The following is a 24,757-nucleotide window of genomic DNA, read 5'->3' as shown; positions in this document are numbered from 1 at the left end:
CGACTTTAACATAACCCGCGGAGACGACACACCAAAAAGTTGCAACAAGGAATATGATCGCCACTGCCATCAGTTATGGCGGAGTGCGCTTCCCCGGCACGATGAACAGCCTGCGGCAGGCCTCGCAGGCCCAGGAGTTGAAATAGGTCGTCAAGGCATCGTCATATTCAGCTCGCCACTTCTGCTCCAAAGGGGCATAGATCCGGTCGCAAGCAAGGACGAGAGGGATTCGCATCAGGGCCGCGACGATGGCGATCAGCACGGTGCTGACCGTCCAGCGCAGGAGGCCGGGCAGGCTGGCGAAACGCGCCTCCGGTACGATCGCGTAGATGAGATAGGTCGCAACCGACAGCAGCACAACGAAGGTCAAGACATCGCGTCGCGGATCGTAGCGTCTCGGCGCCGCAGGTGCGGTGAACAGGTTGGGAAAACGAAGCGTCCGCGGCGACGCGCACCACGGACAGACCGGCGGCGGATCACCCGCTTCCCGCTCCTCGCGGATCGCCTCATCGGTCCGCAGCGCGGGTGAGCGCCCGTGCCAGAACGCATTGCGGAAGTCGAACTCGCCGAGTTGGATCCGCTCGCGAATCTCTTCGACCATATCGGTCCGCCACCAGTTGCCGAACAGCATGCCGAGGGCGATCACCAGGATCGCCAGGCCGAACAGGATCTGCAGATCGGCGGTGAGCTTGGAGTAGAGCCGCGCCGGGGTGATGTCGCCGTATCCGGTCGTGGTCATGGTGACGACGCTGAAATGGAGGCAATCCAGCAACGTCATCGGCCTCATGCCATCGGCGAATTTCAGCTTGAGCTGGCGCTGTCCTTGCTCCTGGGCCTTGGTGAAGGCCTCGGCATAATCCTTCTTCTCCCAGGCGTTCAGATCGAAACCTGCCACGCTCCACAGGCTCTCCGTGCTTTTGAACGCTCGCCGGTCGATCGGATCGAGCCGCATTTTGGCCCGGTCCGCCGCGTTCTTCCCGTTCCAGTCGTCGTACAGCGCAGCGATCGCGCGTGCCTGGCTTTGGTCGCTGAGCGCACAGAACACGTAATAGGTGCCCGCGAAGATCAGGATCACTGCGGTATAGCTCGTGACGATCGTCAACAGCAGGCGGCGCCGATAACGTGGCTGGAAGACGCGCATGACGGCGCGGGCGCTGAGGTAGAGGCCCCCCGTCAGCAACAGCAGCGTCCAGTAGGTCGTGCGCGCGCCTTCTGTGGGATCCGGAGCGCCGCTCGCGACGGCCGCGACCAGCATCCAGCACGCCAGCACATACAATCCCGCGGCGCCGACGAAAGGACCTTCGGTGAGGGTGATGTCCCGAAGCCGCAGCCACGATGCCGGCGTTCGTATCTCTGTCCAGAGCGGCATGGGTTGGACGACGGCTCCGCGCTAACGAAATTTTCCTGTACGCCGATCGAAATCCCGGTCGCTCTCATCGGTGGAGCGATGACAGTACGAAATGAGCAATTGTTGTCTTCAGGTGTCGCGCCTGAGGCGCGAGTATTGCCCGGCCCCGCAATACACGCAAGGGTACCCCTGACCTCCAAGCCCACGCTTCACTTGTCTAGAAGCTCCAGCCCTTCGACGTGCCCCAGTCCATCATGAATTGCTCGGTCTCGCGGCCGGCATCGGCGAGCCATGCGGTGAAGTCGGCGATGGCACCGGCGCTTTCATTGTCGGCGAGATAGAACGAGCGGTATTCGCGCTTGCGCAGGCCGAGGTCGCCGAACGGCAGGCAGAGCTGGCCGGCCATCAGTTCGTCGATCACGAGAAACAGCGGAAACAGCCCGATGCCGATCCGCTCCAGCGTCGCCTGCAGCGCGAAGAACATCTGCTCGAACCGCAGCGTCTCCTGATCCGCGCTCATCTCGGCGCCGGCCTGGGCGAGCCAGCGCGGCCAGTCGTAGGGCTCGGTCAAATAGGTGATGAGGGTATGGTGCCGCAGGTCGTCGGGAGTGGCGAGCCGCCCGCGTGTCAACAGGTCGACATGGCAGACCGGCGCGATCAGCTCGGTCATGAAATGCTGCGACATCCAGCCGACCGGCTCGCCGACATTGCCGCGGATCGCGACGTCGAACGAGCGGTCGTTGACGTTGAGCGGCCCGATCGAAGTGAGCAGCCGCAGCTCGACATCGGCGCGCATGCGCTGGAACGAGGAGATGCGGCGGATCAGCCAGCGCATCGCAAACGTCGGCGGTGCGCTGACGCGCAGCACCGACGGCGAGCCGTACTGCTTCATGTCCATCGAGGCGAGCGCAAGGCGATCGAGGATCGCCGTGACCTCGCGATAGTAGATCTGCCCGGCCGCGGTCAGCGTCAGTTGCGAGGGCGCGCGGCGGAACAGTTTGACGCCGAACCACTCCTCGAGAAGCGCGACCTGGCGGCTGACGGCGCCGTGGGTGACGAGCAGCTCTTCGGCGGCCTTGGTGAAGCTGACATGCCGCGCCGCCGCCTCGAACGTTCGCACCGCATTGAGCGGTGGCAACTTTCTCATGATCGTGTCGCGTCTCCGCAAGGCTCAGGAGGATAGCGTGGTGGCGTCCGGATTGTCGAGGGCGCGGACGAACTGGGCGCGATCGAGGTCGCCTTCCCAGCGCGACACCACCACGGTCGCGACCGCCGTGCCGATGAAGTTGGTCAGCGCCCGCGCTTCGGACATGAAGCGGTCGATGCCGAGCAGCAGCGCAATGCTCGCCACCGGAACATGGCCGATCGAGCCCAGCGTCGCCGCCAGCACGATGAAGCCGCTGCCCGGCACGGCAGCGGCGCCCTTCGACGTCAGGAGGCAGACCACGACGAGACCGATCTGCTGAACCAGGGACATCGGTGTATCGGTGGCCTGGGCGAGAAACACGCTGGCCATGGTCAAATAGATGCAGGTGCCGTCGAGATTGAAGGTGTAGCCCGTCGGGATCACCAGGCCGACCGTCGATTCCGCGCAACCGGCGGCTTTCATCTTGTCGATGAAACGCGGCATCACCGATTCCGAGCCTGATAGTCCGAGCACCAGCAGCAGCTCTTCCCGGAGATAGCGGATCAGCTTGAAGATGCTGAAGCCCGCAAGGCGCGACACGATGCCGAGCCCGACGATCACGAACAGCAGGCAGGTGAGATAAAACACCAGCATGAAATGCGACAAGGCGACGATCGAGCCGGCGCCGTACTTGCCGATGGTGAAGGCCATGGCGCCGAACGCGCCGATCGGCGCGATCCGCATGATCATGCCGATCAGGATGAAGAGGATCTTCGACAGCCTCTCGATCGCCTGCAGCACGGGCTTGCCGCCCTCGCCGAAGCGTTGCAGGGCGATGCCGAACAGCACTGCGAAGAACAGCACCTGGAGCGTGTCGCCGCTGGTGAACGCGCCGCCGACGGTCGACGGAATCACGTTCATCAGGAAGCCGACGACCGACTGGTCGTGCGACTGGGTCACGTAGGAGGCGACGAGGCGGGAATCCAGCGTATCGGGCGAGACGTGCATGCCGACGCCGGGGCGCGCCAGATTGATCACGATCAGACCGAGGATCAGCGCCGCCGTCGTCGCGACCTCGAAATAGATCAGGGCTTTCACGCCGATCCGTCCGGCCTTGCGCATGTCGCCGAGGCTCGCAATGCCGTGCACCACGGTGAGGAAGACGATCGGCGCGATCGCCATCTTGATCATCTTGATCAAGGCGTCGCCGAGCGGCTTCAGCGCTGCGCCGATATCCGGCCAGAGATAGCCGACCAGCGCGCCCAGCGCGATGCCGATCAGCACCTGGACGTAGAGGCGCTCATGCCAGGGCGCAGCAGCAGCGTCGAGACGGGTGGCGCCGTCATTGGTGATGGTGGACATGGGCGTCGATCCTCGGAACATCTTGATGTTGGCCGCGCGAGTGACTTCATCGGCAAACGCACCGATGCGGCAGCGGCGGGACGTTGGCGGGCGATTGCGTAACGCGCAAACGAGTTAAGCTCAGGCAGCGTGACCTCAGCTCACAGGCCGGCGTCGGCCTGATTCGAAGGGCGCGCGGCCGACGGCGGGCCGCGTGAGCCCACCTCACGCTCCGTCAGCATTACTCGTTTGCGGGCGCCTCCCGCTTTGAACGACAAAGACGGGGAAGCGGTCGGCAACCGGCGCAAGCTGTGAGGAGTGACAATGAGCAGACTTTCGGTGGCAGTGATCGGCGCCGGCATGGGCGGACTTGCCTCCGCGGCAGCGCTGACCCGCGCAGGGGTTGATGTGACGGTGTACGAACAGGCCCAGCGCTTCACCCGGCTGGGCGCCGGCATCCAGATCGGCTGCAACGCCATGAAGGTGATGCGGGCGTGGGACCTGGAGCCGGTGCTGCGCCGCGAGGCGTTCTATCCGCGCTCCTGGAACAACAAGGAATACGACACCGGCGCGGTGCGCTTCGACATGGTGTTCGGTCCCGCCGCCGAGGAGCGCTATGGCGCACCTTATCTGCTCGGGCATCGCGGCGACCTGCATGCGGCGCTCGCCAGCGCCGTGCCTGACAACCTCGTCCGCCTCGACCACAAGCTGACCGCGATCGAACAGCGCGCCGACCGCTCGGTGGCGCTGACCTTCGCCAACGGCCACACCGCGACGGTCGACGCCGTGGTGGCCGCAGACGGCGTGCATTCCTTCGTCAAGGAGCGGCTGTTCGGCCGCGACGAGCCGAACTTCACCGGCCGCATCGCCTATCGCACCGTATTCCCGGCATCGCTGCTCAACGGCTATCCGATCGACGATTGCACCAAATGGTGGGGGCCGGATCGCCACATCGTCATCTACTACGTCAAGCCGGACCGTGGCGAGGTCTACTTCGTCACCAGCCAGCCGGAGCCCGGCTTCACCGTGGAATCATGGTCGGCCACCGGCGACGTCAGCGAATTACGCAAGGCGTTCGAAGGCTTCCATCCCCAGGTCCGTCATGTGCTTGAAGCCTGCCCGTCGGTGCACAAATGGGCGCTGGTCGACCGCGATCCGCTGCCGCGCTGGAGCGACGGCAACATCACGCTGCTCGGCGACGCCTGCCATCCGATGACGCCCTACATGGCGCAGGGCGCGGCGATGGCGATCGAGGATGCGGCGGTGCTGTCGCGGTGCCTGAAGGGCGTCGATCGCGACGGCGTCGCCGAGGCCTTCCGCTGCTTCGAGGCGACGCGCAAGCTTAGGACCTCGCGCGTGCAGTCGAGCTCGCGGACCAACACCTGGCTCAAGAACCCGACCGATCCGGACTGGGTCTACGGCTACGACGCCTGGACCGCGCCGCTCGCTGAGCCGGCGCTGGCCTGACCACAGCTCAACAGGAGAAGACGATGACCGACGCAAACCCCCGCGGCGAGAAGTTCGAGCGCGGCCTCAAGACCCGCCGCACCGTGCTCGGCGACGCCTATGTCGAGCGATCGCTGAAGGCCGCCGACGATTTCAACTGGCCGATCCAGAAGCTCGCGACCGAATATTGCTGGGACGAGATCTGGAATCGCCCTGATCTCGACAAGCGCAGCCGCAGCCTGCTCAACCTCGGCATGATCGCGGCGCTCAACCGGCCGCACGAGCTCAAGGTGCATATCCGCGGCGCGCTCAACAACGGCCTGAGCAAGACCGAGCTGCGCGAGGTGTTCCTGCAGATCGCGGTCTATTGCGGCATGCCCGCCGGGCTCGACAGCTTCCGCATCGCCAAGGACGTCTTTGCGGAGATGGGTCTTGTCGACTGAACCGGCCCCGATCGTATCAGCCGCATGGCAGGGCTTTGTCCGGCACGATGTGCAGGGACAGGCCGGGCGGCTCAGCGTCCGTGCCGGCGGCCCCGAGCGCGGGACGCCGGTGCTGCTCTGCCATTCGATCCTGACCAGCAGCGCGATCTGGCATCGGCAGGCGATCGCCCTTGCCGGGCGCGGCTATCGCGTGCTCGCACTGGACAGCCGCGGTCACGGACACTCGGAAGCGCCACGCGGCCCCTACACCATGGATGATCTGGTGGCGGATGCGGTCGCGGTACTCGACCACTTCGGCATCCGGCAAGCTCATGTGATCGGCGTCTCGCAGGGCGGCATGACGGCGTTCGGTCTCGGCGTGCGTCATCCCGACCGCCTGCTCAGCCTGTGCGCAATCGCCGCACGCGCCGATGCGCCGCCGCCGTTTGCCGCGGCATGGGACGACCGGATCGCGCTGGCGCGCGAGCGCGGCATAGCGCCGCTGGCCGCGCCAACCGCCGAGCGCTGGTTCGAACCCGCCTTCCTCGCCGCGCGCCCTGCGATCACAGCTGCGCTGCTGAACTGCATCAACGAGACCAATCCCGAAGGCTTCATCGGCTGCGCCCGCGCGATTCAAGACCTCGCCTATCTCGACGGTGTGAAGACGATGCGGCTGCCGCTTACGATGATCGTGGGCGCGCGCGACCAGTTGCTGGTGCAGCCGATGACCGAGCTAGCGGCGATGCTGAGTTGCCGGCTGACGATCATCCCCGGCGCCGGGCATCTGCCCCAGGTGGATCACCCAGACGAGGTCGACACTGTTATCGACGGGCACTTGCGCGAACTGGCTCGATTTGCATAGCGCAAAGTAGGAATTCTCAATCCGGTAAGCTCTTATCGAAATGGGACCGGGCTGGCTGCGCCGCCACTCTGTCGGGCTATCGCTTGGTCCTTCCCATCCGTGGAGGAGATATGTCCGCACCGACTGCTGGCCGTCATCTGCACCTGATTCCCGCATAGCAGGCCTCTGCCAGCCCCTTTGTGGCGGTTCTCGCCCACCGATGACTCCCAACCCGGTGGCGACAGGGTCGTTTCCTCATGCTAGAGTACAGAGAAGGTCACAACGCGCCGGTGTATTGAGCATGGCAGTGCAGACTGACCCTGTCTTGTCCCCTCAAGTGACGCCTCCCTTTGAGCGGGCTTATCGGGCTGTCCTTGCGGCTGATGTGGTTGGTTATACCCGGCTGATGGAAGCGGCCGAGTTCGAAACCCATCAACATCTTCGGACTCTACGTGTCGAAATCACCGATCCGACCATCGTCTCCCATCGCGGTGAAATCGTAAAGAATACCGGTGACGGGTTTCTCGCGGTATTCGAGAGCCCGTTGGATGCGCTGGAGTGCGCGACCGAGTTGCAACAGGAAATCCCGGTTCGGGAAAGCCAGCATTCTCCCGAGCGTCGCATCGCATTTCGAATTGGTCTTCATTGGGAGCCCGTCATCTTCGATCTCGATGACGTCTACGGAAGCGCCGTCAATATCGCCGCGCGCCTTCAGACGGCTGCGCCGGCGGGCGGGATCGTGGTGTCGTCGGCCATGCTCGATAATCTTGATGGCGTCGGAGAACTGAAATTCGACAGCCTTGGTGACCTTCGGCTGAAGAATTTGACGCGGGCCGTCACCGCGTTCTCGTTACGACTGCCGGGGGTGGATCGCGGTGCGGCAGTCGGGTTCGCGGGCTCGCCTTCGAAACGCGCAAGACTGCCCTCGATCGCGGTCCTGCCATTCGTCAGTCTTTCAGACGACGCCGACGACAATTATTTCGCTGAGGGATTCGTCGACGATATCATCGCAACGCTTAGCAATATTCGTCATCTTCTGGTTGTTGCTCGCGGATCGACCATGATGATCGATCGCCGCGCCGTCGATCACGGAACGGTGGCCGGCGAACGGCTTGGCGTGCGATATTTTCTCAGTGGCAAGATCCGGCGCGCCGGCGGTCGAATTCGGCTCTCTGTTGAGCTCGGGGACTTGTCGACGGCATCGGTCATATGGGCAGAAAAATACGAGACGGACATCGAGCAGATCTTCGGCGTGCAGGACGAAATCGCCCTCATGATCGTGGGTCGCATCTCGGCGCACGTACAACAGGCCGAGGTCAAACGCGCGATGCGGAAGCGTCCCCACAATTTGAACTCGTACGATTATTTTCTGCGCGCGCTTGACCTCCTCTACAAGCTGGACTTTGCCAGCTTTTCGCGGGCTCGGACCCTGCTGGAGCGGGCGCGCGAGGAGGACGACGGGTATGCGGCACCATATGCATTTTCTGCGCGTTGGCACATGCTGAACATTGCCGAGGGCCGATCGACCGATCCCGACGCCGAAGTCGCCGAGATCATTCGGCTCTCGAATTGCGCCATCGAACGCGATCCATCCGACGCACTTGCTCTTTCACTGCAAGGGCACGCGCGGAGTGCATTCCATTTTGATTATGACACGGCTTTGGACTGCTTTGATCGTGCGCTTGCGGCGTCGCCAAACAATCCCTGGGCATGGATGTTCAGCAGCGCAACATACGGCTTCATCGGCCAGGCAGCGTCGGGAATTGAACGGGCCGAACGGGCCATTCGGCTGTCCCCGCTGGATCACCAAGCCTTCGTCAATTATACACGGCTCTGCCAAAATCATTATTTGAACGGCACCTATGAGGAAGCCATTCGCTGGTCGCGAAAGGCGCTCAGCCTCAATCCACGGTATGGAAACGCGATCCGGATCGCGGCGGCAAGCCTCGAGGCCGTCGGCCGGCACGAGGACGCCTCGCTGATGGCGAAGCACCATCGGTTGGTATTGCCGCAGTTCACTGTGTCTCACTATGCGCCGCGTTGCCCTTTCAAGGCGGAGCAGGCTTCACTTTACGTGCAAAGACTGGAAGCCGCAGGACTTCCTGTGTGAATTGGAGTGACCCGATTTGACAAGATGATCATTGGAGCTGGGAGGTTGCGATGCAATTTCATTTGCTTGATGGCGGCGGGGACGGTGGCGGCGACGGCGGCGGAGATGGCGGTGGCGGTGGTGGTGGCGGTCAGAGCTATGGCGCAGGGGGAGCCTATGTTGGTTCGCCACCGCCGCAGGGCGCACCTTTCCTGATCTTCGATCCGCTGGGCGGTGAAATCCGCGCGGAGGAACTCAACTTCACGGCGGTTTTCCCTTGGTCGGGGTGGCAACCCGATCTTTTTGGTGTGATCGCGCTGGCGGAGTTCGGCGAGACCAATTGGCGCCGCTCCATTCAGCACCGCGGTCCGCCAACGGATCCTGCGGACATTTGCGTCGAAATTGATCAACTGGCTGCAATGGCGCGCGACGAGCGCCCGCGCCTGATGGGTGAAATTCTCGATCAAAATGCCAGACTCCGGGGTTACTTTGCCGAGGTCTTGATGATGTCGGCGTGGTCACATCCCAACACGCTCAAGATCATTGAGATGGCGATCCGGGTCGCTCAAATGGTCGCGATCCACTTCAAGCTCAAATTCAATCGGGCTCGACCGCAACAGGTCTGTCCTGCTCTCGTTCCGTTGATCAATCCGCCGGGGCACGCCTCGTTTCCAAGCGCGCATTCGCTCGAAAGCCACCTGATCGCTCTGTCGCTTGCGGAGATCGATCCTCAACGCACAAAACGGCTGCTGGTCGCATTGGCGGATCGCATTGGTCGCAATCGAGAGGTGGCCGGTGTCCACTACCCGAGTGATACGCTTGCGGGGAAGGACATTGCAGGCCAGGCGTTCGAGATCCTCAAAAATTGTCCGACATTCAAGGCGACATTGATTGAGGCCAAGCGGGAGCCTGGCGGGGCCGGGACACTGGCCCTGCCATCCGGATATTCGACCTCCACTGCGAAACCGGAGGATCGATCGTGACGTCAACAGCAGACGAAACCGTTTCTCTCGTGAACGCAACCTGCGTCCCGATTGAATTGCCTCCGCTCACGCAATCGAGATGGCGGCTGCTCGACTTCAAGAACCTGCACCAGGAGAAGTCAAACTGGTGCTGGGCCGCGGTCGCGGCCAGCGTCGCCCATTTTTATCGGCCCTCCAGCACAGTGACCCAATGCGACATCGCGAACGGACAACTGGGCCAGGATGATTGCTGCGTGGGCGGCAACGAGACATGTAATGTCTACGGCTACCTGATGTCGTCGCTGTTCCGCGTTGGGCATTTCAGCAAATGGACGGCGCGCCGACCCGCGTCCTTTCAGGAGACCCAGGAAGAGATCGGCGGCACCCGCCCGCTATGCATGCGCATCGTGTGGAATGGCGGCGGGGCCCACCTTGTCACGATCAAAGGTTACGCCGGTGAATCGGCGCCCGGTGCGCAGCAGCAAGATGACCGCGGCCTGGCGATCGCGGACCCTTGGTGGGGCCTCTCGGACATCGACGCCGAGGAATTCCCCCGCGGTTACATCAACTGCGGTACCTGGACGGACACATACTACACCAAGGGGGCAGCGCATGCCGATCTCAGCAGTTGATCTTTCAGATGGTGCCCGCAACGCCGTCCTTGCCGGCATGATCAAGCGAGCATCCACGCGGGGCTTTGCGACGCCCAAGTTAAGCTTCGCGCACAGCGACCATCCCGAAGGCCTCCAGCTTTGCGCACCGCATCGCATTGCACTGCTGCGATTGAACACGTTGCGTCGTCTGATCCGGCCCAACAACGGCGCCAAGGCTCCCGCGTCAATTGAGTTGCCCGCGCTCGATTCCGTAGTGACCATCCTCGGTTGGCGGTTTCTCATCTATGACAGGAACGACGCTCTCGAGCCGATTGCTGCGGCTCATGCTGTGTTGACAGATCACGGAGGTTACCGCCTGGCCGAATTGAACGAGGGGCCATACGTCACCAGCTCTCTCAAAGCGCTTCAGACACCCTCGGTCCGCGAAGCGATCTCGTCCAGCATCGACGATGGCAACTCTTGCGAGCCAATGCTGCTGCTTGCGCCGGCAATTTACTTTGCCGGATTGTGGATCCGATATCAGGACAGCCAAAAAGACTTCATCCTGCCGATGGATTCGAACCTTCTGCCCGCCTTCCGTGACGTGAAGCCCGCACAGCTGCTTGCTGTCCTGTTTCAAGCATCGCTTGCGGTTCCAACCGACAGCGCTTCGGCAGGGTGACACAAATCGGTGCCCCAAACTGCCGGGGTACCCTTCAAAGAAACAGCGGGAGCCCTCAGGCCGATCCTGCTAGCTCCCGCGAATTGCTTCGTTGGTGGCATCGAGGGCGCCAAGCCGCACGATGGATTCTAGCACCAGAGTGTTTTCGAGCGAAGTGGACGCCGGTTCGCGCAAAGAAAACGCGTCAAAACAAGAAGCTAGGGCTTCGGTTCTGATTCAATCAGAACCGAAAGTACTCTAGAGAGCCCGCGCGAAATTGGCGAAGAATTCGTCCGCCATCTTCTTGGCCGTGCCGTTGATGAGCCGCTGCCCCAGCTGCGCGAGCTTGCCGCCGATCTGGGCATCGACGTGATAGCTCAAAAGCGTGCCTCCCTCGCGTTCGACGAGATCGACCTTGGCGCCGCCCTTCGCGAAGCCCGCCACACCGCCCTCGCCTTCCCCTGAAATCTTGTAGCCGTTGGGAGGATCGAGATCGCTCAAGGTGACTTTCCCGCGAAATCGAGCCGACACGGGACCAACCTTCATCCGGGCGACGGCGCGAAAGCCCCCCTCGTCGGTTTTCTCCAATTCCTCGCACCCCGGGATGCAGGCCTTCAGGATGTCGGGGTCATTCAGCTTTTCCCAAACCGCCTCCCGAGGCGCCGAAAGTTGAATCTCTCCAGTCATCGTCATCGCCATGGAACGTCTCCGGGCTTTCGGGAATGCATAGCGAGCATCAATTGCGAACCGGCGCGAACACCCGCGCCATGTAGGTGGACAGGTCGTTCGATATCTGCGCGCGCGAGGCGTCGGCGACGCCGGCCAAAGTCTTCGCCAACGTCTTCCTGAACTCGATCTGCATCGAACGGGCGATCTGGATCCGCTGCGCCTGAGGTGATCCCGCGCCGTGCATGGACTCGGTGAGATATCCCACGGCGTTCCTGCCGAGCGTCATATTTTCCACCAGGCGCAGGACCCGGATCCTGTCCTCGGTTGAGACCTCCGGACGTCCCTTGAGATATTTTTCGATCAGGGGGCCGACCGTTTCGTGCCTTAGCTCGCGCTCAGAAGGAAGGGTGACCATCAATCCGCCGGCAAGATCCTGCGCCAGGCGGCCGATCTCGTAGGGAAAACGCGTGACGTGGTGTTTGCACACATTCGCCAGCATCTCGTCCGGAAGATACGCCCCGGACTTCATCGCGATCCCCTGATGGCTCGCGGCGACACCGGTGCCATAGATCGTCTCGTTGAGATGGGTCATCTCGACGAGCTTGTCGCGTACATGCGAGACGTGCTCGACACCGTTGTAATCCGCGACCGCGGCGGCCGCGCCGATCAGCACGTCGCCCACGCCCGTTTTGCACACGTAGCTGCGGCGATGGTAGCAGGTGAAGCGTTCGACCAGCGTGGAGGCAAACTCGAACTCCCCGTCGAGGAAGACGAGTTCATTCGGAATGAACACCTCCTCGAAGACGATCATCGCTTCCTGGCCGGAGAACCGCGCGTTGCCGGCGTCGATGTCGCCCTCCTCGGCGCTGCGCGTATCACAGGATTGCCGGCCATAGATGTAGGTGATGCCGTCGGCGTCCACCGGGATGGCGCCGGCGATCGCGTAGTCTTTGTCGGCAGCCTCCAGCCGCATCGTCGGCATCACGATCAGCCAATGCGAATTCAGGCAGCCCGTCTGATGCGCCTTCGCGCCGCTAACATAGACGCCTTCCGACGTGCGGCGCACGACGTGAAGGAAGAGATCCGGATCAGCCTGCTGCGACGGCGATCGCCCGCGATCGCCCTTCACATCCGTCATCGCGCCGCCGATGACCAGGTTCGCGCGCTGCACGCGCGCGAGGAACTGCTTGAACCGCGCGTGATAGCCGGTGCTGTGCTTCCCATCCAGATCGTATGTCACCGAATGCAGCGAATTGAGCGCATCCATGCCGACGCAGCGCTGGAAGCACGTACCCGTCAGTTGCCCGAGACGACGCTGCATCTTGTTCTGCATGACGAGATCGCCGGGGCTCGCAGAGATGTGGAGGAAGCGGTTCACGCGGTCCCCGGTCAGAGGCGAGATAGCGGACGCCAGTTCGGGATCCTCGTTGGCGAGGTCGTAGGTCCTCGCGACCGCGTTGATCGACGGCTTGATGATCGGATGGTCGACCGGCTCCTCGACCGCCTCACCCATCAGATAGACCTTCAGCTTCCGCCCTCTCAGGCTCTCGATATATTCGGAGCCGGACCGGATCGGATTGCAGAACTGAGCCGACGACGTCCTGATCCATCACGATGCCTCCATCGGTGCGGGGCCGCAACGCAACGGCATCGCGGCCCCTGTTATCGATCTGTGTCAACCTTTCTTCACCAGCGGGCACGCGCTGTCCTTGAGCGGACGAAACGCCTGATCGCCGGGAATAACTTCGCGAAGCTTGTAGAAATCCCAATCGCCCTTCGACTCCGACGGCTTCTTGACCTCGTAGACGTACATGTCGTGGACCATGCGGCCGTCCTCCCGGATCCTGCCGTTCCTGGCGAAGAAATCGTTGATCCGCAGCTCGCGCATCTTGCTCATGACGGCCTGCGCATCGTCGGTGCCCGCGGCCTGGACGGCCCGCAGATAGTGCATGGTGGACGAATAGTCGCCGGCGTCGCCCATATGCGGCGGCCGCTTCATGCGCTCGAAGAACCGCTTCGACCACGCCCGCGTCTCGTCGTCGCGGTCCCAGTAGAAGGCGTTTGTCAGCACCAGCCCCTGCGCCGCGCTGAGGCCCAGACTCTTGACGTCGGTGATCCAGACGAGCAGCCCCGCGAGCGTCTGTCCGCCGTGCTGGATCCCGAACTCCTGGGCCGACTTGATCGAGTTCACCAGCACGTTGCCGGAGCCGGCCAGCGCAACGACCTGCGCTTTCGACGACTGCGCCTGGAGCAGGAAAGAGGACTGGTCGAACGTCTCGGGCGGATAGCGGGTCGCCCCGACGACTTCGCCGCCCATCGCCTTCACGACTGCCGAGGTATCGGCTTCGAGCGCATGCCCGAATGCGTAGTCGGCGGTCAGGAAATACCACGACTTCTTGCCCTCTTTGGCGAGCGCTGTGCCCGTGCCGCGCGCGAGGGCGTAGGTATCGTAGGCATAGTGGACGCTATTCGGCGTGCACGCATCCCCGGTCAGCCGGGATGATCCGGAGCCGTTGATGATGGCGATTCGGTTCTTCTCCTTCGCCAGTCCGGAGACCGTGAGCGCGATCGAGGAATTGATAAGGTTGCCGATCATGTCGACGTGATCGACGTCGAACCATTTGCGCGCCAGCGCTGATGCGGTGTCGGGTTTGTTCTGGTGGTCGGCGACGACGACCTCGATCGGCTTGCCGAGAACCTTGCCGCCGAAATCCTCGACGGCCATCTTGATCGCCGTAACGGCTCCTTCGCCGGATTCGTGCGAGAACTGTCCGGACATATCCGTCAGCACGCCGATTTTCACGACGCCGTCCGAAATCGCCGCGGTCTGGGCGGCGGCGCCGCCATTGATGACCACCAGCGTCGCAACGGATGCGACCAGGACGCTCGCTATTTTCAGGTTCATGACGTTCCTCCCCGGGGTCTCATGCCGCCGATTTCTATATTTCTTTAACTAGCATAACTAGACTTATATTACATGCATAACTAGACTGATTTTTCGAGCGAGTCAATCGCGCCGATGTGCTAGAGGTGCGCTACTTTCGGGGCCGCCGCACTCGCGGTGGCTGCATGGATGGACTTTCCGGAATGCCCGCCGCCGCCAAGATTCAGAGCACCAAAGCCTCGGCCAAACCGAGGTCACCGGCGGCTGCGGACCGGACGGCCGCCGGTCGAACCGAACGCAATTGTTCGGTCGCGCGCACGCTGGACATCGTGTCCGATGCCTGGGCATTCCTGATCATCCGCGAAGCGTTCTTCGGAACGCAGACGTTTGAAGCGTTCCGTTCGGCGCTCGGCATCCCGCGGGCCACACTCACCGACCGGCTGAGGAAGCTCACCCAGCTCGCCATCTTCCGCCAGGTCGCGCCCGGCTCCTCGCAACGCAAGGAGTACCGGCTGACCAAGATGGGGTTCGATCTCTATCCGAGCTTCATCGCGCTCATGCAGTTCGGCGATCGTTGGCTATCCAAGGGCAAGCCTCCTCCGCTGACGCTGATCCACACCAATTGCGGTTGCGACAGCCACCCCATCGTCACGTGCTCCCATTGCGGCGAAAGCGTCGGCGCGCGCGGTGCGACGTACCGGGACGGCCCCGGCGCCGGACGACGCCCTGCCAAGCCGGGCCGCAACACCAGGCGGGCTTCCGACGGGAGCCGGTTCATGCTCGGGCGCCCGAGTTCGGTTTCGCGCGCCCTGGAGATCATCGGCGACAAGTGGAGCTTCATGGTCGTTCGCGAGGGATTCTTCGGCAACCGCCGCTACGACAAGATCCTGACCGAGCTCGCGATCGCGCCGAACATCCTGACCGATCGGCTCAACCGCCTGGTTGCCAACGGCGTCTTCCACCGCCGGCAATACCAGAGCTCCCCCGACCGCTACGAATATCTTCTGACCGAGATGGGACTGGATCTCTATGGCCCCTTCATCGCGATGCTGCGATGGGGCGATCGCTGGCTCTCCAAAGGCAAGCCCCCACTGCTGCTCACCCATCTCAAATGCGGACACGACTTCAACGCTTCGGTGGATTGCGACCGCTGCAAACAGCCGATCGTCGCCGCGGATATGCGCTACCGGCTGACCTACGATCCCAAATCGTTCGGCGCCCTGGGGCCGCGATCGGTGGACTGAACGGCGTCCTTCCGTTCACGCCTGGCTCAACGCTTCGACCAGCTTGAAACGCATGATCTTCCCGGAGCCGGTCCTTGGAATTTCGCCGACGAGATGGGTCGCCTCGGGAATCTTGTAGGCCGACAGATGCGCCCTGCAATGATCGAGCAGCGCAGCCACATCGAGTTCGTTGTCCTTCGCAACGACGAAGAGGCAGGGCACCTCTCCGAGCGTCGCATGCTTCACGCCGACCACGGCGCAGTCCTTGACCTGGGGATGCCGGACGACGACCTCCTCGATCTCGGCGGGCGCGATGTTCTGACCGCCACGGATGATGAGCTCCTTGATCCGGCCTGTGATCGTCAGATAGCCCGCCGGGTCCGACCTCGCGAGATCACCGGTGTGATACCAGCCCTTGCGCAGCGCCGACGCAGTCTCCGCCGGCTTGTTGTGATAGCCCTGCATCAGGTTCGGTCCGCGGACGATCAACTCGCCCTCCTCGCCGAACGGGACGTCCTCGGCGGACGACGGATCGACGATCCGTACGGCAAGCCCGGGCACCGGCAGCCCGCACGATCCCATCGGTCGCGCGCCGCGCAGCCAGTTCATCGTCACCATGGTGGCGGTCTCGGTGATGCCGTATCCGTCGAGCAGCCGCGTCCTGAAGCGATCCTCGAATCCGCGGTTGAGGGTCGCCGGCATGATGGCGCCGGCCGAGATGCAGAGCCGGACCGCGCCGAGGCGCTCGACACCGCTCTCCTGGGCACGCAACATGAGATAGTGGAACATGGTCGGCACGCCCGGCAGCACCGAATACTTTCCGGTCTGCAGCAGGTCGAGCGCCTGCTGAGGCGAAAACTTCTCCATGATGTGTTCGCTGGCGCCCACGGCGAGCACGCCGAGCACGGACAGATTGAGGCCGTAGGAGTGGAACAGCGGCAACGGCGACAGCACGACGTCCTTCTCGTTCAACTCCGCGATCGGCGCCCAGCAGGACGCAGTGATCCAAAGCATGCTGCGTAGCGACAGCAGCACGCCCTTTGCCCGCCCGGTCGTCCCCGACGTGTAGATGATGAACGACGAACGATCGATATCATTGGGATCGGAGGGCGCTGCGGCATCGTCGACCGCGAGACGGCCCAACGAGACGCTCTCCGTTTCGGCATCCGCCCCCGCAAAGATCACATCCGGCGCGATGGAGGAGTCACGGCAGACCTTGTGAATCGTATCCTTTCTGGCAGGCGTCGTGACGACGAAGCCGCATCCGGCGTCGATCAGCCGATAGCTGATCTCCCCCTCCGCCGCATCGTAGCTGATGGGGACAACGACCGCGCCGGCGCGCAAGGCGGCGAAGCATGCTTCGATCCAATCGACGCCGTTCGGCAGGTAGATCGCGATCCTGTCGCCGTCGCGCAGACCGGCCTTCGTCAGGTTGGCCGCGATCGACGCTGTCCGCCTGGTGAGAGCCGCGTAGGTGACGGATCGCGATGAATCCCAATACGCTATTTGGCCCGGGCGTTGCTGCGCGTGACGCTCAAGAAGCGTCGCAATCGGCGCGATCAGATCGACGTGAAGCATGCCTCCCTCCCTAGACCATACTGTATCCGCCGTTGACGCTGATCACCTGCCCGGTGATCCAGCTTCCGGCATCGGAGGCGAGCAGGGTGACCAGCGGCGCGACGTCGGAGGGCAGTCCCAGACGGCGGATCGCGTAAGCCTTGACCAGCTTCTCGCGGTTCGCATCGACCCACGTCTTGTCGTGCGCGGTTTCAATCAGCCCGAGTGAGATCGAATTGGCGGTCACGCCCGAACGGCCCCATTCGCGCGCCAGCGACTTCATCAGTGCGATCGTGCCGGCGCGCGCCGCGGCACCAAGCGCCAAACCGGATTCGCCGACCCTGGAGGAGTCGCCCATGATCGAGATGATCCGTCCGCGGCCCGACGCCTCGAGCAGGGGGCCTGCGCTGTGGGAGCAATTCAGCGCGCCATAGAGGCAGGTGTCGATCTGCTTCTTCCAATCCTCCGGCGTGCTCTCGCTGAACCGCTTGCGGAACACCAGGCCGGCGTTGTTGACCAGGATGTCCAACCCGCCGAAATCGCTCTTGATGTCCGCGGTCATCTTCTTGACGATGTCCGCGTCCGCGATGTCGGCCTGGTAGGCCTTCGCCTTGCCGCCGGCCTTCCCGATCTCGGCGACCACCGCTTCGGCATCCGCCTTCGAACTGTGATAGTTGACGGCGACGCTCGCGCCGCGTTCTGCCAGCATCAGGGAGATGGCTGCGCCGACATCCCGTCCGCCTCCAGTCACCAGGGCAACGCGTCCTTTCAAGTCACTCATCTGCTTTTCCTCTCGATTTGAGCTTGGCTTGTTCCATCAGTTTGAAAATGCGCTCCGGCGTCATCGGAAGGATCGAGACACCGACACCGAGCGGCGACAGCGCATCGGCGATCGCGTTGGCGATCGCCGCCGGCGCGCCGATCGTGCCGCCCTCGCCCATGCCCCGGAAACCGCCCGCCGCGGCGGATTCGCTCTCGACATGAACGACGTCCATGAACGGTATGTCCGGCGCGGAAGGGATCATGTAGTCGACGAGGCTCGCAGTCAGGAGCTGGCCGTCTTCGTCATAGATCAGCTCCTCGAACAACGCGGCGCCGATGCCCTGCGCGACGCCACCATGCACCTGACCATCGACGATCATCGGGTTGATGAGACGACCGCAGTCTTCGGCGACGACGAATTTGAGGATTCGCACGAAGCATGTCACCGGATCGACCTCGACCACGGCGATGTGCGTGGCGGCCGCGGTCGTCCCGTTGATCGGATCGTAGGTGTAGGTGGCGCTCAATTCCTCACGTGCATCGACCGGCAGCGTCTTCATGTCGGAATAGACCGCCTTGGCGATCTGCTTGAACGTCACGGTGCGGTCGGTGCCAAGCACAACGGCCTTACCTTCGCTCACCTCGATGTCATCAGCGTTGGCTTCGAGGAGATGCGAGGCCACCCGCTTGATCTTCTCCTGAAGTATCCTGGAGGCGTGCTTCGCAGCGCCGCCCCCGAGCACAGCGCTGCGGCTTGCGTAAGTCCCGGTCGACATCGGCACCTCGTCGCTGTCGCCCTGGATGACGCGGACGTCCTCAAACCGGGCTCCGAGATCGTCGGCGACGATCTGGGCCAACGTGGTCTCGAGGCCCTGGCCATGCGAGGCGACGCCGAATGCCGCGGTAATGGCTCCAGTCGAGTCGATGGTGATCCTTGCCGTTTCGGAGCCGGTATTGATCGGCATGCCCGGCGCCACCGCGATCCTCGAGCCGATGCCCGTCAACTCGGCGTAGGAAGCGATACCGATGCCGAACAGGCGCCCTTGCTTGCGCGCATCAGCCTGTTCTTTGCGGAGTTGGTCATAGCCGGCCGCCTCTGCAGCGGCTTCGAGACATTCGATGAAACCGGTCTTGTCCCAGATAATTCCGGACGCGATCCGGTACGGAAACTCCTCCGCCCGGACCAGATTCCGGCGCCTGATTTCGAGCGGATCGATGCCAAGCGCGGCCGCTCCGAGGTCCATCAGCCGCTCCGCCACGAAGGTCGAGATCGGACGGCCGACGCCGCGGTAAGGGCCGGTCGGCGGTTTGCAGGTCGCAACGCCGCGCACAGTGCCCCTGTAGGATCCGATCCTGTAGGGCCCCGGCAGGAAACTCACGACCTGAACGGGTTCCAGGCCACAGGTCCATGGATAGATCGAGAACGCGCCGACGTCCCCGATCACGTCCGCCTGCAGCGAGGTCGCGATGCCATCCGCGTCGAACCCCATCTGCGCATCGACGATTTCGGCGAACGCCTGGCTGCTGCTGCTGACGTCTTCGAGCCTGTCCGCCGTCCACTTGACCGACCGACGAAGCCTGCGCGCCGCAATGCAGATCAGGAGTTCCTCCGGATAGAGCGATCCCTTCGACCCGAAGCTCCCGCCAACGTCCGGTGCGACCACCCGCAGGCGATGCCCCGGCAGGTCCAGCGATTCCGAGACCGCGTCGCGAACGATGCCGGGAATGTTCGACGACGTGTAGAGCGTGATGGCATCACGACGCTTGTCGTACTCCGCGGTATAGCTTCGCGGCTCCATCGCGAGCGGCGCCTTGCGCGTCATCTCGAAACGGCCGCCGACCTTGACCGCGGCAGCCTTCAGATCGGCTGCAACATCGCCCTTCTTGAATTCGCGGGCGATCAGCACATTGGTGCCGGCGGCTTCGTGCAGCAGCGGCGCACCATCTGCGATGGCGGATTCCGCGCGCGAGATTGCATCGAGCGGTTCGTACTCGACGTCGATCAATTCGAGCGCGTCCTCGGCCAGGTACCGCGATGTCGCAACGACCGCGACGACAGCCTCCCCGACGTAGCGGACCTTTCCGGAAGCAAGTGGCACGATCGGCGTCGCGTAGTAGTTCGGCATCCGCGAGAACGGGATCACCGGCTTGAAATCGCCGGCAATGTCCTCCGCTGTGAGCACAGCGACCACGCCGGGCGCAGCCCGCGCCGCCGCGCTATCGATGCGGACGATAAGCGCGTGCGGCTGACCGCTGCGAAGGAACGCCAGATGAAGCGGCCGGTCCGGTTTCCGGTCGGCCGTGTATTCGCCGTTCCCGGTCAGAAGACGCGGGTCTTCGGTGCGCTTGATCGGCGCACCGACGTTCCGCGGCCTCAGGACGTCGGAGGGACCTGCGCGCCGATCGCTATTCATAGCCTTCGGATCCCTTGCGCAAGGTCCGCCACTGCGCGTCGTCATGGCCACAGATGATGGTGGCTCCGTTCCGCTCGATTCGCCGTATCTCCTGGAAGGTCTTCAACTGCTGCTCGACGTTCCAGGTATTTCGCGGAGCCTCGTCTGCATCGAGATTCTGCCGCAGACTGACCGCGTCGGAGGCCAGCAGAAACCGGCCGTCGCGGTCGAGGCTGACGAGCGCCCCGAGCATCCCCGGCGTGTGGCCCGGCAGCGGCACCAAAACGACGCTGGAATCGCCGAACAAATCCTTTTCCCCGCTCACGGGCTCGATCGGCTGTCCGTAGTCCCAGTCGTCCCTGAGATAGCCGGACGCGTCGGCATGCGGCGCGTTAGCGGCTTCGATCTCTTTCGCGTGGGCCAGGATCGTCGCCTTCTTGAAGAACTGGTTGCAGCCGCAATGGTCGGGGTGAAAGTGCGAATTCACGACGATATCGATGTCGCCGGGTTCAAGGCCGCTGCACGCGAGACTCGGCAGCAAGGTCTCGCTTGCGTACATCATTGGCTTCATGACTTTGGCAAGCGGTCCCCACCGCCCCTCGGCATCGTCGACCACAGACGGATGACAGCCGGTATCGAACAGCACGTTGCCCTGCTTGTGCCGGATCAACGCGCTGCTGACGGGAAGATCGATGGTTTCGCTGCGGTCGGCGTCCGGCACGTAGATGCTCTTCTTCATACGGAGGCGCCCCGCGGCGAGGAAGTTAAGCTTCATGACGCCTTCTCCGTGCGCTTGGCGGCGGCGCTTCGGATCGCCGCGATGATGTTCTGATATCCGGTGCAACGGCAGAGATTGCCCGAGAGCCCCTCGCGGATGTCCTCGTCGGTTACGAGCGGATATTTCCGGAGCAGATCTTCGCCGGTCATCAGCATGCCCGGCGTACAGAAGCCGCACTGCAGCCCGTGGTGCTCGCGGAACTGAGCCTGCAGCTCATTGAGCTCTTCCGGCGATCCGAGCCCTTCGACCGTAACGATCTCCGCGCCGTTGGCCTGGACGGCCAACATGAGGCAGGATCGCGCGCTGTCGCCGTTCACCAGAACCGTGCAGGCACCGCACACGCCGTGCTCGCATCCGACATGCGTCCCGGTCAGGCCAAGCCGGTCACGCAAGAAATCGGAAAGCAGCAAGCGCGGCTCGACATCCGATACGTCGTAGCTCTCGCCGTTCACGGTCACCGATACGCTGCTTGTCATCCGATCAGCCCCTCATCGCCAGCGCCGTCTGCAACGCCCGTTTCGCCAGTTGTGCGAGCAGATGCTTGCGGTAGTCGGCCGAAGCATGGAGATCGTCATTCGGCGAGACCTGGGCGACGACGATCTCGGAGAAGCGATCGGGCATCCGGTCGTCGAGCTCCAACGCGATGAGTTTCTCCTCCGCCTCGTTCAGCCGCCGCGGCGTGTCGGCCACGCCCATCACCGCGACGCGCGCGGCCGCCAATCCGGACGGGCCGCGGAGCACGGAGACGGCGATGCTGGCCAGCGCAAAATCGCCGAAGCGGCGCGCGACCTCCTCGAATGCCCAGCCGTCCTGCTTCAGGATCGGAAACGCGACCTCCACCACGATCTCTTCCGGCTCAAGGCAGTTCGTCAGGGCGTCGACGAAGAATTCCTTTGGGGTGATCCTCCGGCGGCCCGAAGGCCCCTGGACCAGGATTTCGGCTTCGTAGAATGTCGCAAGCATCGGGAGTTCGGCAGCGGGATCCGCATGGGACAGACTGCCACCGATCGTGCCGCGGTTGCGGATCGCAAGATGCGCGACGTGGCGCATCGCCGCCGCAATCACCGGCAGCTTCGCGGCGATCAACGGCGAATGTTCCAGCTCGCGATGGCGCGTCAGCGCGCCGACGGCGATGCGGTCGCCGCGGTCCTCAATGTAGGACAATCCCTCGATGCGATTCAGGTCGACGAGCACGGTCGGACGCGCCATCCGGAAGTTCAACAGTGGCATCAGGCTTTGACCGCCGGCCAGCACCTTGCCTTCGCCGTTCGCGGCAACGAGCGCTTCGACGGCGGCTTCCACCGTGGACGGCACGACGTAGTCGAATTGGGCAGGCTTCATTGGGTGCCCTCCAAAGCTGGTTCCCTTCCGGACCTACGCGCCGCGGAATCGCGGCGACCGCTTCTCCGCGAACGCACGGCGGCCTTCCTTGAAGTCCTCGCTGTCGGCGGCTTCGTCGATGAGCCGCTGCGCCGCGGGCGGATCGAGCGCGCCGGCGCCCATCGAAAGCCCGTTCAGCATGGACTTCGCGCCGGCGATCGACAGCGGCGCATTGGCCGCCAACCGCTGCAGAAAGCCCTCCGCCGCGAGGCCTGCGTCTTCGTGTAGTTCGTCGAGCAATCCCATCGACAGCGCCTGCTCCGCTGGGTAGCGGTCCGCTGAGTAGAGGATCCGCTTTGCGTTCGAAACTCCCGTCAGGGCCAGCAGGCGTTGCACGCTATGCAGGCCGTAGACGATCGAAAGCCTCGCTGCGGGGATGCCGAACGTCGCGGTTCGATCGCCGAAGCGGAAATCGCACGCCAACGCGAGATGGCAGCCGCCGCCGAGACAATAGCCGGAGATCGCGGCCACCACCGGCTTTCCGAGCACCGCAATCGCACCCGAGCAGGCGTCGACTGCGACTTCGTAGGCGGCGCTTTGATGCCTGTCGTCCCTGATCACTTCGAATTCGGAAATGTCGGCGCCGACCGAGAAATCCTTGCCCGCCCCCCGAAGGACGATGCCGCGAACCGCCCGGTCTCCGGCGAAGCCCGCGAAGATCTCGGCCATTTCGCGCCACATCGCCAACGTCACGGCATTCTTCACGGCAGGCCGATTCAGAATGACGTGAACGATGCCGTCGCGGCGCTCGATGTGGATGTCCTCCGACACGTAACCTCTCCGGCGCTCAGCCGACGAATCCCGGAAACTTTCCGACGGACAGTCGGCGCTCCCTGTCACTTGCATAAGTAGACTAATTCATTCGGCCGCGTCAAGCCGCAAGAGCTTTTTGACGTTCTTTCCTCGTAAGTGGATGATCGGGAGGCCGGAATCGCCAGGCGAAGGGCAGGCGCGGCGCGCAGCGCCGGCTATCGCTTGCGGGAGCGATCGATCGCAGCGCCGCGGACCATGAGGGCGATCTGGCGGCCGACCTGGTCGACGCTGAGCGGACCGCCTGCCTTGAACCAGAACACGGTCCAGTTCATGGCGCCGAGCATCGACAGGCGGAAGGCATGCCGGTCGCAGTCGGGATTGAGCGGAAGTTCATCGATCAGGCCCGCGAAGATCTGCTCATACTCGTCGCGCTGACGAACCAGCTTCCGGACGCCTCGAAGATTGTAGTAGCGCGGCGGGGTGAGAATGGCCCGGGTGACGCTGCCACCGAGCAGGATACGGCAATGCGCGACGATCGCTTCCTCGAGCCGCGCCCACGGATCGGTAACCCCGGCGATCGCAGTTTCGACCTCGCGGCGCATCGCCGTCAGGCTCTCCTGATGCACTGTGAACAGCAGGTCTTCCTTGGAAGGAAAGTGATAGTACAGCGAGCCTGACAGCACGCCGGATGCCGCGGCGATCTCCCGGATCGAGGTGCCCTCGAAGCCTTTGTGGGCGAACAGCCCGGATGCGGCAGCGATGATCTGCCGGCGACGGTCGGGCCCTCGTCGAAGCGATTTCGGCTTCTTCTCGCCGCCCTTCGCGCGCCCTTTGGGCTTCGTCATTCTCTTGTCAGCCGTCAACGGAAACAACCAGCCTCGCCGCTTTCGATTGCCGCCCATCTACACTTTTGAGCACATGTTGTCGAGAATTGCTGCCGGGCTCGACAGCTCCGTTGTGCGGCCTTGCGGACTTCGCAGCCGTCGTCGGCCCACGGCGTCCTTCCCCTGAATCGCAAGCCGGGCTCGCCGAAGGCGATGGCGGCGCGAAGCATCTGGCCCTTCGGAAGATGTGGCACCTTCGGCGCATCTTGCCTCCCGGCTCGGGGCGGCCGGGTATCACGGTCTCCCCGGACAAGTAGTCATCCGATCCAGGCTTCTGACGGAGCATGATCCGCCGATTAAATCGCGATGACTTGCTATTCAATCAAGCGAGCGATAGAATAAGAGAAAGCTTCGCCAGGCGGCGTTCCCCGGAGACTTTCGGCCTCGGGTGACCTTACGGCGAAAGCGATCGGCAGGACAACGATCCGCCACCAGGAGGAGCGCCGTGAGCCACGGGACCAATCCGGATTTCGGAGACGTTTGGCGCGACCTGCCGCGCCAACGGGAGGATGCGGGCAATTCGCCCGGCGCCGATGCCATCAAGGCCGCCGAGTTCGGCCAGGCGACGAACCGGATAACCAATCTCTCACGGCGCAGAACCTGCTCGCGCAGACCTTCTCCAAATATCTCGCTGCGATGAACCTG

At 63.4% G+C, this 24,757-nt stretch carries 23 protein-coding genes; 9 read left to right on the top strand and 14 right to left on the bottom strand.

Features of this window, described 5'->3' with window-relative positions; translation table 11 throughout:
- Positions 1 to 73: 73 nt before the first annotated feature.
- From G6P99_RS03470 to G6P99_RS03460, 3 genes are all read right to left on the bottom strand, one after another.
- A complete protein-coding gene (locus G6P99_RS03470; protein ID WP_165127272.1) occupies positions 74 to 1,369 on the bottom strand; it encodes a potassium channel family protein in 1,296 nt (431 codons plus the stop codon).
- Positions 1,370 to 1,565: 196 nt separating this feature from the next.
- Positions 1,566 to 2,495 carry a LysR substrate-binding domain-containing protein gene (locus G6P99_RS03465; RefSeq protein ID WP_165127270.1) on the bottom strand — a complete coding sequence of 310 codons (930 nt, stop codon included), beginning with the start codon at positions 2,493 to 2,495 and terminating at the stop codon, positions 1,566 to 1,568.
- Between the two features lie 24 nt (positions 2,496 to 2,519).
- Positions 2,520 to 3,836, bottom strand: coding sequence for a dicarboxylate/amino acid:cation symporter (locus G6P99_RS03460; RefSeq protein ID WP_165127268.1), 1,317 nt, complete (start codon positions 3,834 to 3,836; stop codon positions 2,520 to 2,522).
- A 303-nt stretch (positions 3,837 to 4,139) separates the two neighbouring features.
- Here G6P99_RS03460 and G6P99_RS03455 point away from each other — a divergent pair, with 303 nt between their 5' ends.
- From G6P99_RS03455 to G6P99_RS03425, 7 genes are all read left to right on the top strand, one after another.
- Positions 4,140 to 5,282, top strand: coding sequence for an FAD-dependent monooxygenase (locus tag G6P99_RS03455; protein WP_165127266.1), 1,143 nt, complete (start codon positions 4,140 to 4,142; stop codon positions 5,280 to 5,282).
- A 23-nt stretch (positions 5,283 to 5,305) separates the two neighbouring features.
- Positions 5,306 to 5,704, top strand: a complete 399-nt coding sequence (locus G6P99_RS03450; protein WP_029080506.1) for a carboxymuconolactone decarboxylase family protein — start codon at positions 5,306 to 5,308, stop codon at positions 5,702 to 5,704.
- On the top strand, positions 5,694 to 6,545 hold the full coding sequence (locus G6P99_RS03445; protein WP_165127264.1) for an alpha/beta fold hydrolase: 852 nt from the start codon (positions 5,694 to 5,696) through the stop codon (positions 6,543 to 6,545). Before G6P99_RS03450 ends, G6P99_RS03445 begins: the two co-directional genes overlap by 11 nt.
- A 280-nt stretch (positions 6,546 to 6,825) precedes the next feature.
- Positions 6,826 to 8,634, top strand: coding sequence for an adenylate/guanylate cyclase domain-containing protein (locus tag G6P99_RS03440; RefSeq protein WP_063618934.1), 1,809 nt, complete (start codon positions 6,826 to 6,828; stop codon positions 8,632 to 8,634).
- 50 nt (positions 8,635 to 8,684) lie between these two features.
- Entirely contained in the window at positions 8,685 to 9,596 is a 912-nt protein-coding gene (locus tag G6P99_RS03435) for a phosphatase PAP2 family protein (RefSeq protein WP_029080508.1), read from the top strand.
- Positions 9,593 to 10,207: a papain-like cysteine protease family protein gene (locus G6P99_RS03430; RefSeq protein ID WP_165127262.1), complete on the top strand. Its 615-nt coding sequence runs from the start codon at positions 9,593 to 9,595 to the stop codon at positions 10,205 to 10,207. Before G6P99_RS03435 ends, G6P99_RS03430 begins: the two co-directional genes overlap by 4 nt.
- Positions 10,188 to 10,850, top strand: coding sequence for a hypothetical protein (locus G6P99_RS03425; protein WP_156928541.1), 663 nt, complete (start codon positions 10,188 to 10,190; stop codon positions 10,848 to 10,850). The genes G6P99_RS03430 and G6P99_RS03425 overlap by 20 nt, the downstream gene beginning before the upstream one ends.
- A gap of 237 nt (positions 10,851 to 11,087) precedes the next feature.
- On the opposite strand, the gene G6P99_RS03420 is transcribed toward G6P99_RS03425, so the two are convergent.
- The 3 genes from G6P99_RS03420 to G6P99_RS03410 form a co-directional block, all read right to left on the bottom strand.
- Complete coding sequence (locus tag G6P99_RS03420) at positions 11,088 to 11,528, bottom strand: SRPBCC family protein (RefSeq protein WP_029080510.1); 441 nt, start codon at positions 11,526 to 11,528, stop codon at positions 11,088 to 11,090.
- 37 nt (positions 11,529 to 11,565) lie between these two features.
- Positions 11,566 to 13,011 (bottom strand): 4-hydroxyphenylacetate 3-hydroxylase family protein, encoded by a 1,446-nt coding sequence (locus G6P99_RS03415; RefSeq protein ID WP_334261916.1) that lies wholly within the window; start codon positions 13,009 to 13,011, stop codon positions 11,566 to 11,568.
- A 162-nt stretch (positions 13,012 to 13,173) separates the two neighbouring features.
- Positions 13,174 to 14,403, bottom strand: a complete 1,230-nt coding sequence (locus tag G6P99_RS03410; protein ID WP_029080512.1) for an ABC transporter substrate-binding protein — start codon at positions 14,401 to 14,403, stop codon at positions 13,174 to 13,176.
- A gap of 164 nt (positions 14,404 to 14,567) precedes the next feature.
- On the opposite strand from G6P99_RS03410, the gene G6P99_RS03405 reads away from it, so the two are divergent.
- The gene (locus tag G6P99_RS03405) at positions 14,568 to 15,626 is read left to right on the top strand and encodes a winged helix-turn-helix transcriptional regulator (RefSeq protein ID WP_245284641.1); all 1,059 of its coding nucleotides are present in this window, start codon (positions 14,568 to 14,570) and stop codon (positions 15,624 to 15,626) included.
- A 15-nt stretch (positions 15,627 to 15,641) separates the two neighbouring features.
- Here the strand turns inward: G6P99_RS03405 and G6P99_RS03400 are convergent, their stop codons facing one another.
- The 8 genes from G6P99_RS03400 to G6P99_RS03365 form a co-directional block, all read right to left on the bottom strand.
- Entirely contained in the window at positions 15,642 to 17,183 is a 1,542-nt protein-coding gene (locus tag G6P99_RS03400) for a class I adenylate-forming enzyme family protein (RefSeq protein ID WP_029080514.1), read from the bottom strand.
- Positions 17,184 to 17,193: 10 nt separating this feature from the next.
- Positions 17,194 to 17,943, bottom strand: coding sequence for an SDR family NAD(P)-dependent oxidoreductase (locus G6P99_RS03395; protein ID WP_165127260.1), 750 nt, complete (start codon positions 17,941 to 17,943; stop codon positions 17,194 to 17,196).
- Positions 17,936 to 20,338: a xanthine dehydrogenase family protein molybdopterin-binding subunit gene (locus G6P99_RS03390; RefSeq protein ID WP_051346174.1), complete on the bottom strand. Its 2,403-nt coding sequence runs from the start codon at positions 20,336 to 20,338 to the stop codon at positions 17,936 to 17,938. Before G6P99_RS03390 ends, G6P99_RS03395 begins: the two co-directional genes overlap by 8 nt.
- Positions 20,331 to 21,092 carry an N-acyl homoserine lactonase family protein gene (locus G6P99_RS03385; RefSeq protein WP_029080517.1) on the bottom strand — a complete coding sequence of 254 codons (762 nt, stop codon included), beginning with the start codon at positions 21,090 to 21,092 and terminating at the stop codon, positions 20,331 to 20,333. The genes G6P99_RS03390 and G6P99_RS03385 overlap by 8 nt, the downstream gene beginning before the upstream one ends.
- Positions 21,089 to 21,571 carry a (2Fe-2S)-binding protein gene (locus tag G6P99_RS03380; protein WP_029080518.1) on the bottom strand — a complete coding sequence of 161 codons (483 nt, stop codon included), beginning with the start codon at positions 21,569 to 21,571 and terminating at the stop codon, positions 21,089 to 21,091. Before G6P99_RS03380 ends, G6P99_RS03385 begins: the two co-directional genes overlap by 4 nt.
- Before the next feature lie 4 nt (positions 21,572 to 21,575).
- Positions 21,576 to 22,436, bottom strand: coding sequence for an FAD binding domain-containing protein (locus G6P99_RS03375; RefSeq protein ID WP_029080519.1), 861 nt, complete (start codon positions 22,434 to 22,436; stop codon positions 21,576 to 21,578).
- Between the two features lie 33 nt (positions 22,437 to 22,469).
- Positions 22,470 to 23,246: an enoyl-CoA hydratase-related protein gene (locus tag G6P99_RS03370; RefSeq protein ID WP_246709449.1), complete on the bottom strand. Its 777-nt coding sequence runs from the start codon at positions 23,244 to 23,246 to the stop codon at positions 22,470 to 22,472.
- Positions 23,247 to 23,443: 197 nt separating this feature from the next.
- Positions 23,444 to 24,073: a TetR/AcrR family transcriptional regulator gene (locus G6P99_RS03365; protein ID WP_051346175.1), complete on the bottom strand. Its 630-nt coding sequence runs from the start codon at positions 24,071 to 24,073 to the stop codon at positions 23,444 to 23,446.
- Between the two features lie 484 nt (positions 24,074 to 24,557).
- Between G6P99_RS03365 and G6P99_RS03360 the strand changes: the two genes are divergently transcribed.
- Entirely contained in the window at positions 24,558 to 24,752 is a 195-nt protein-coding gene (locus tag G6P99_RS03360) for a hypothetical protein (protein ID WP_029080521.1), read from the top strand.
- Positions 24,753 to 24,757 lie beyond the last annotated feature (5 nt).

The organism is Bradyrhizobium sp. 6(2017) (assembly GCF_011058295.2).
Taxonomy (GTDB): domain Bacteria; phylum Pseudomonadota; class Alphaproteobacteria; order Rhizobiales; family Xanthobacteraceae; genus Bradyrhizobium; species Bradyrhizobium septentrionale.
This window is presented reverse-complemented; position numbering and strand designations above follow the sequence as displayed.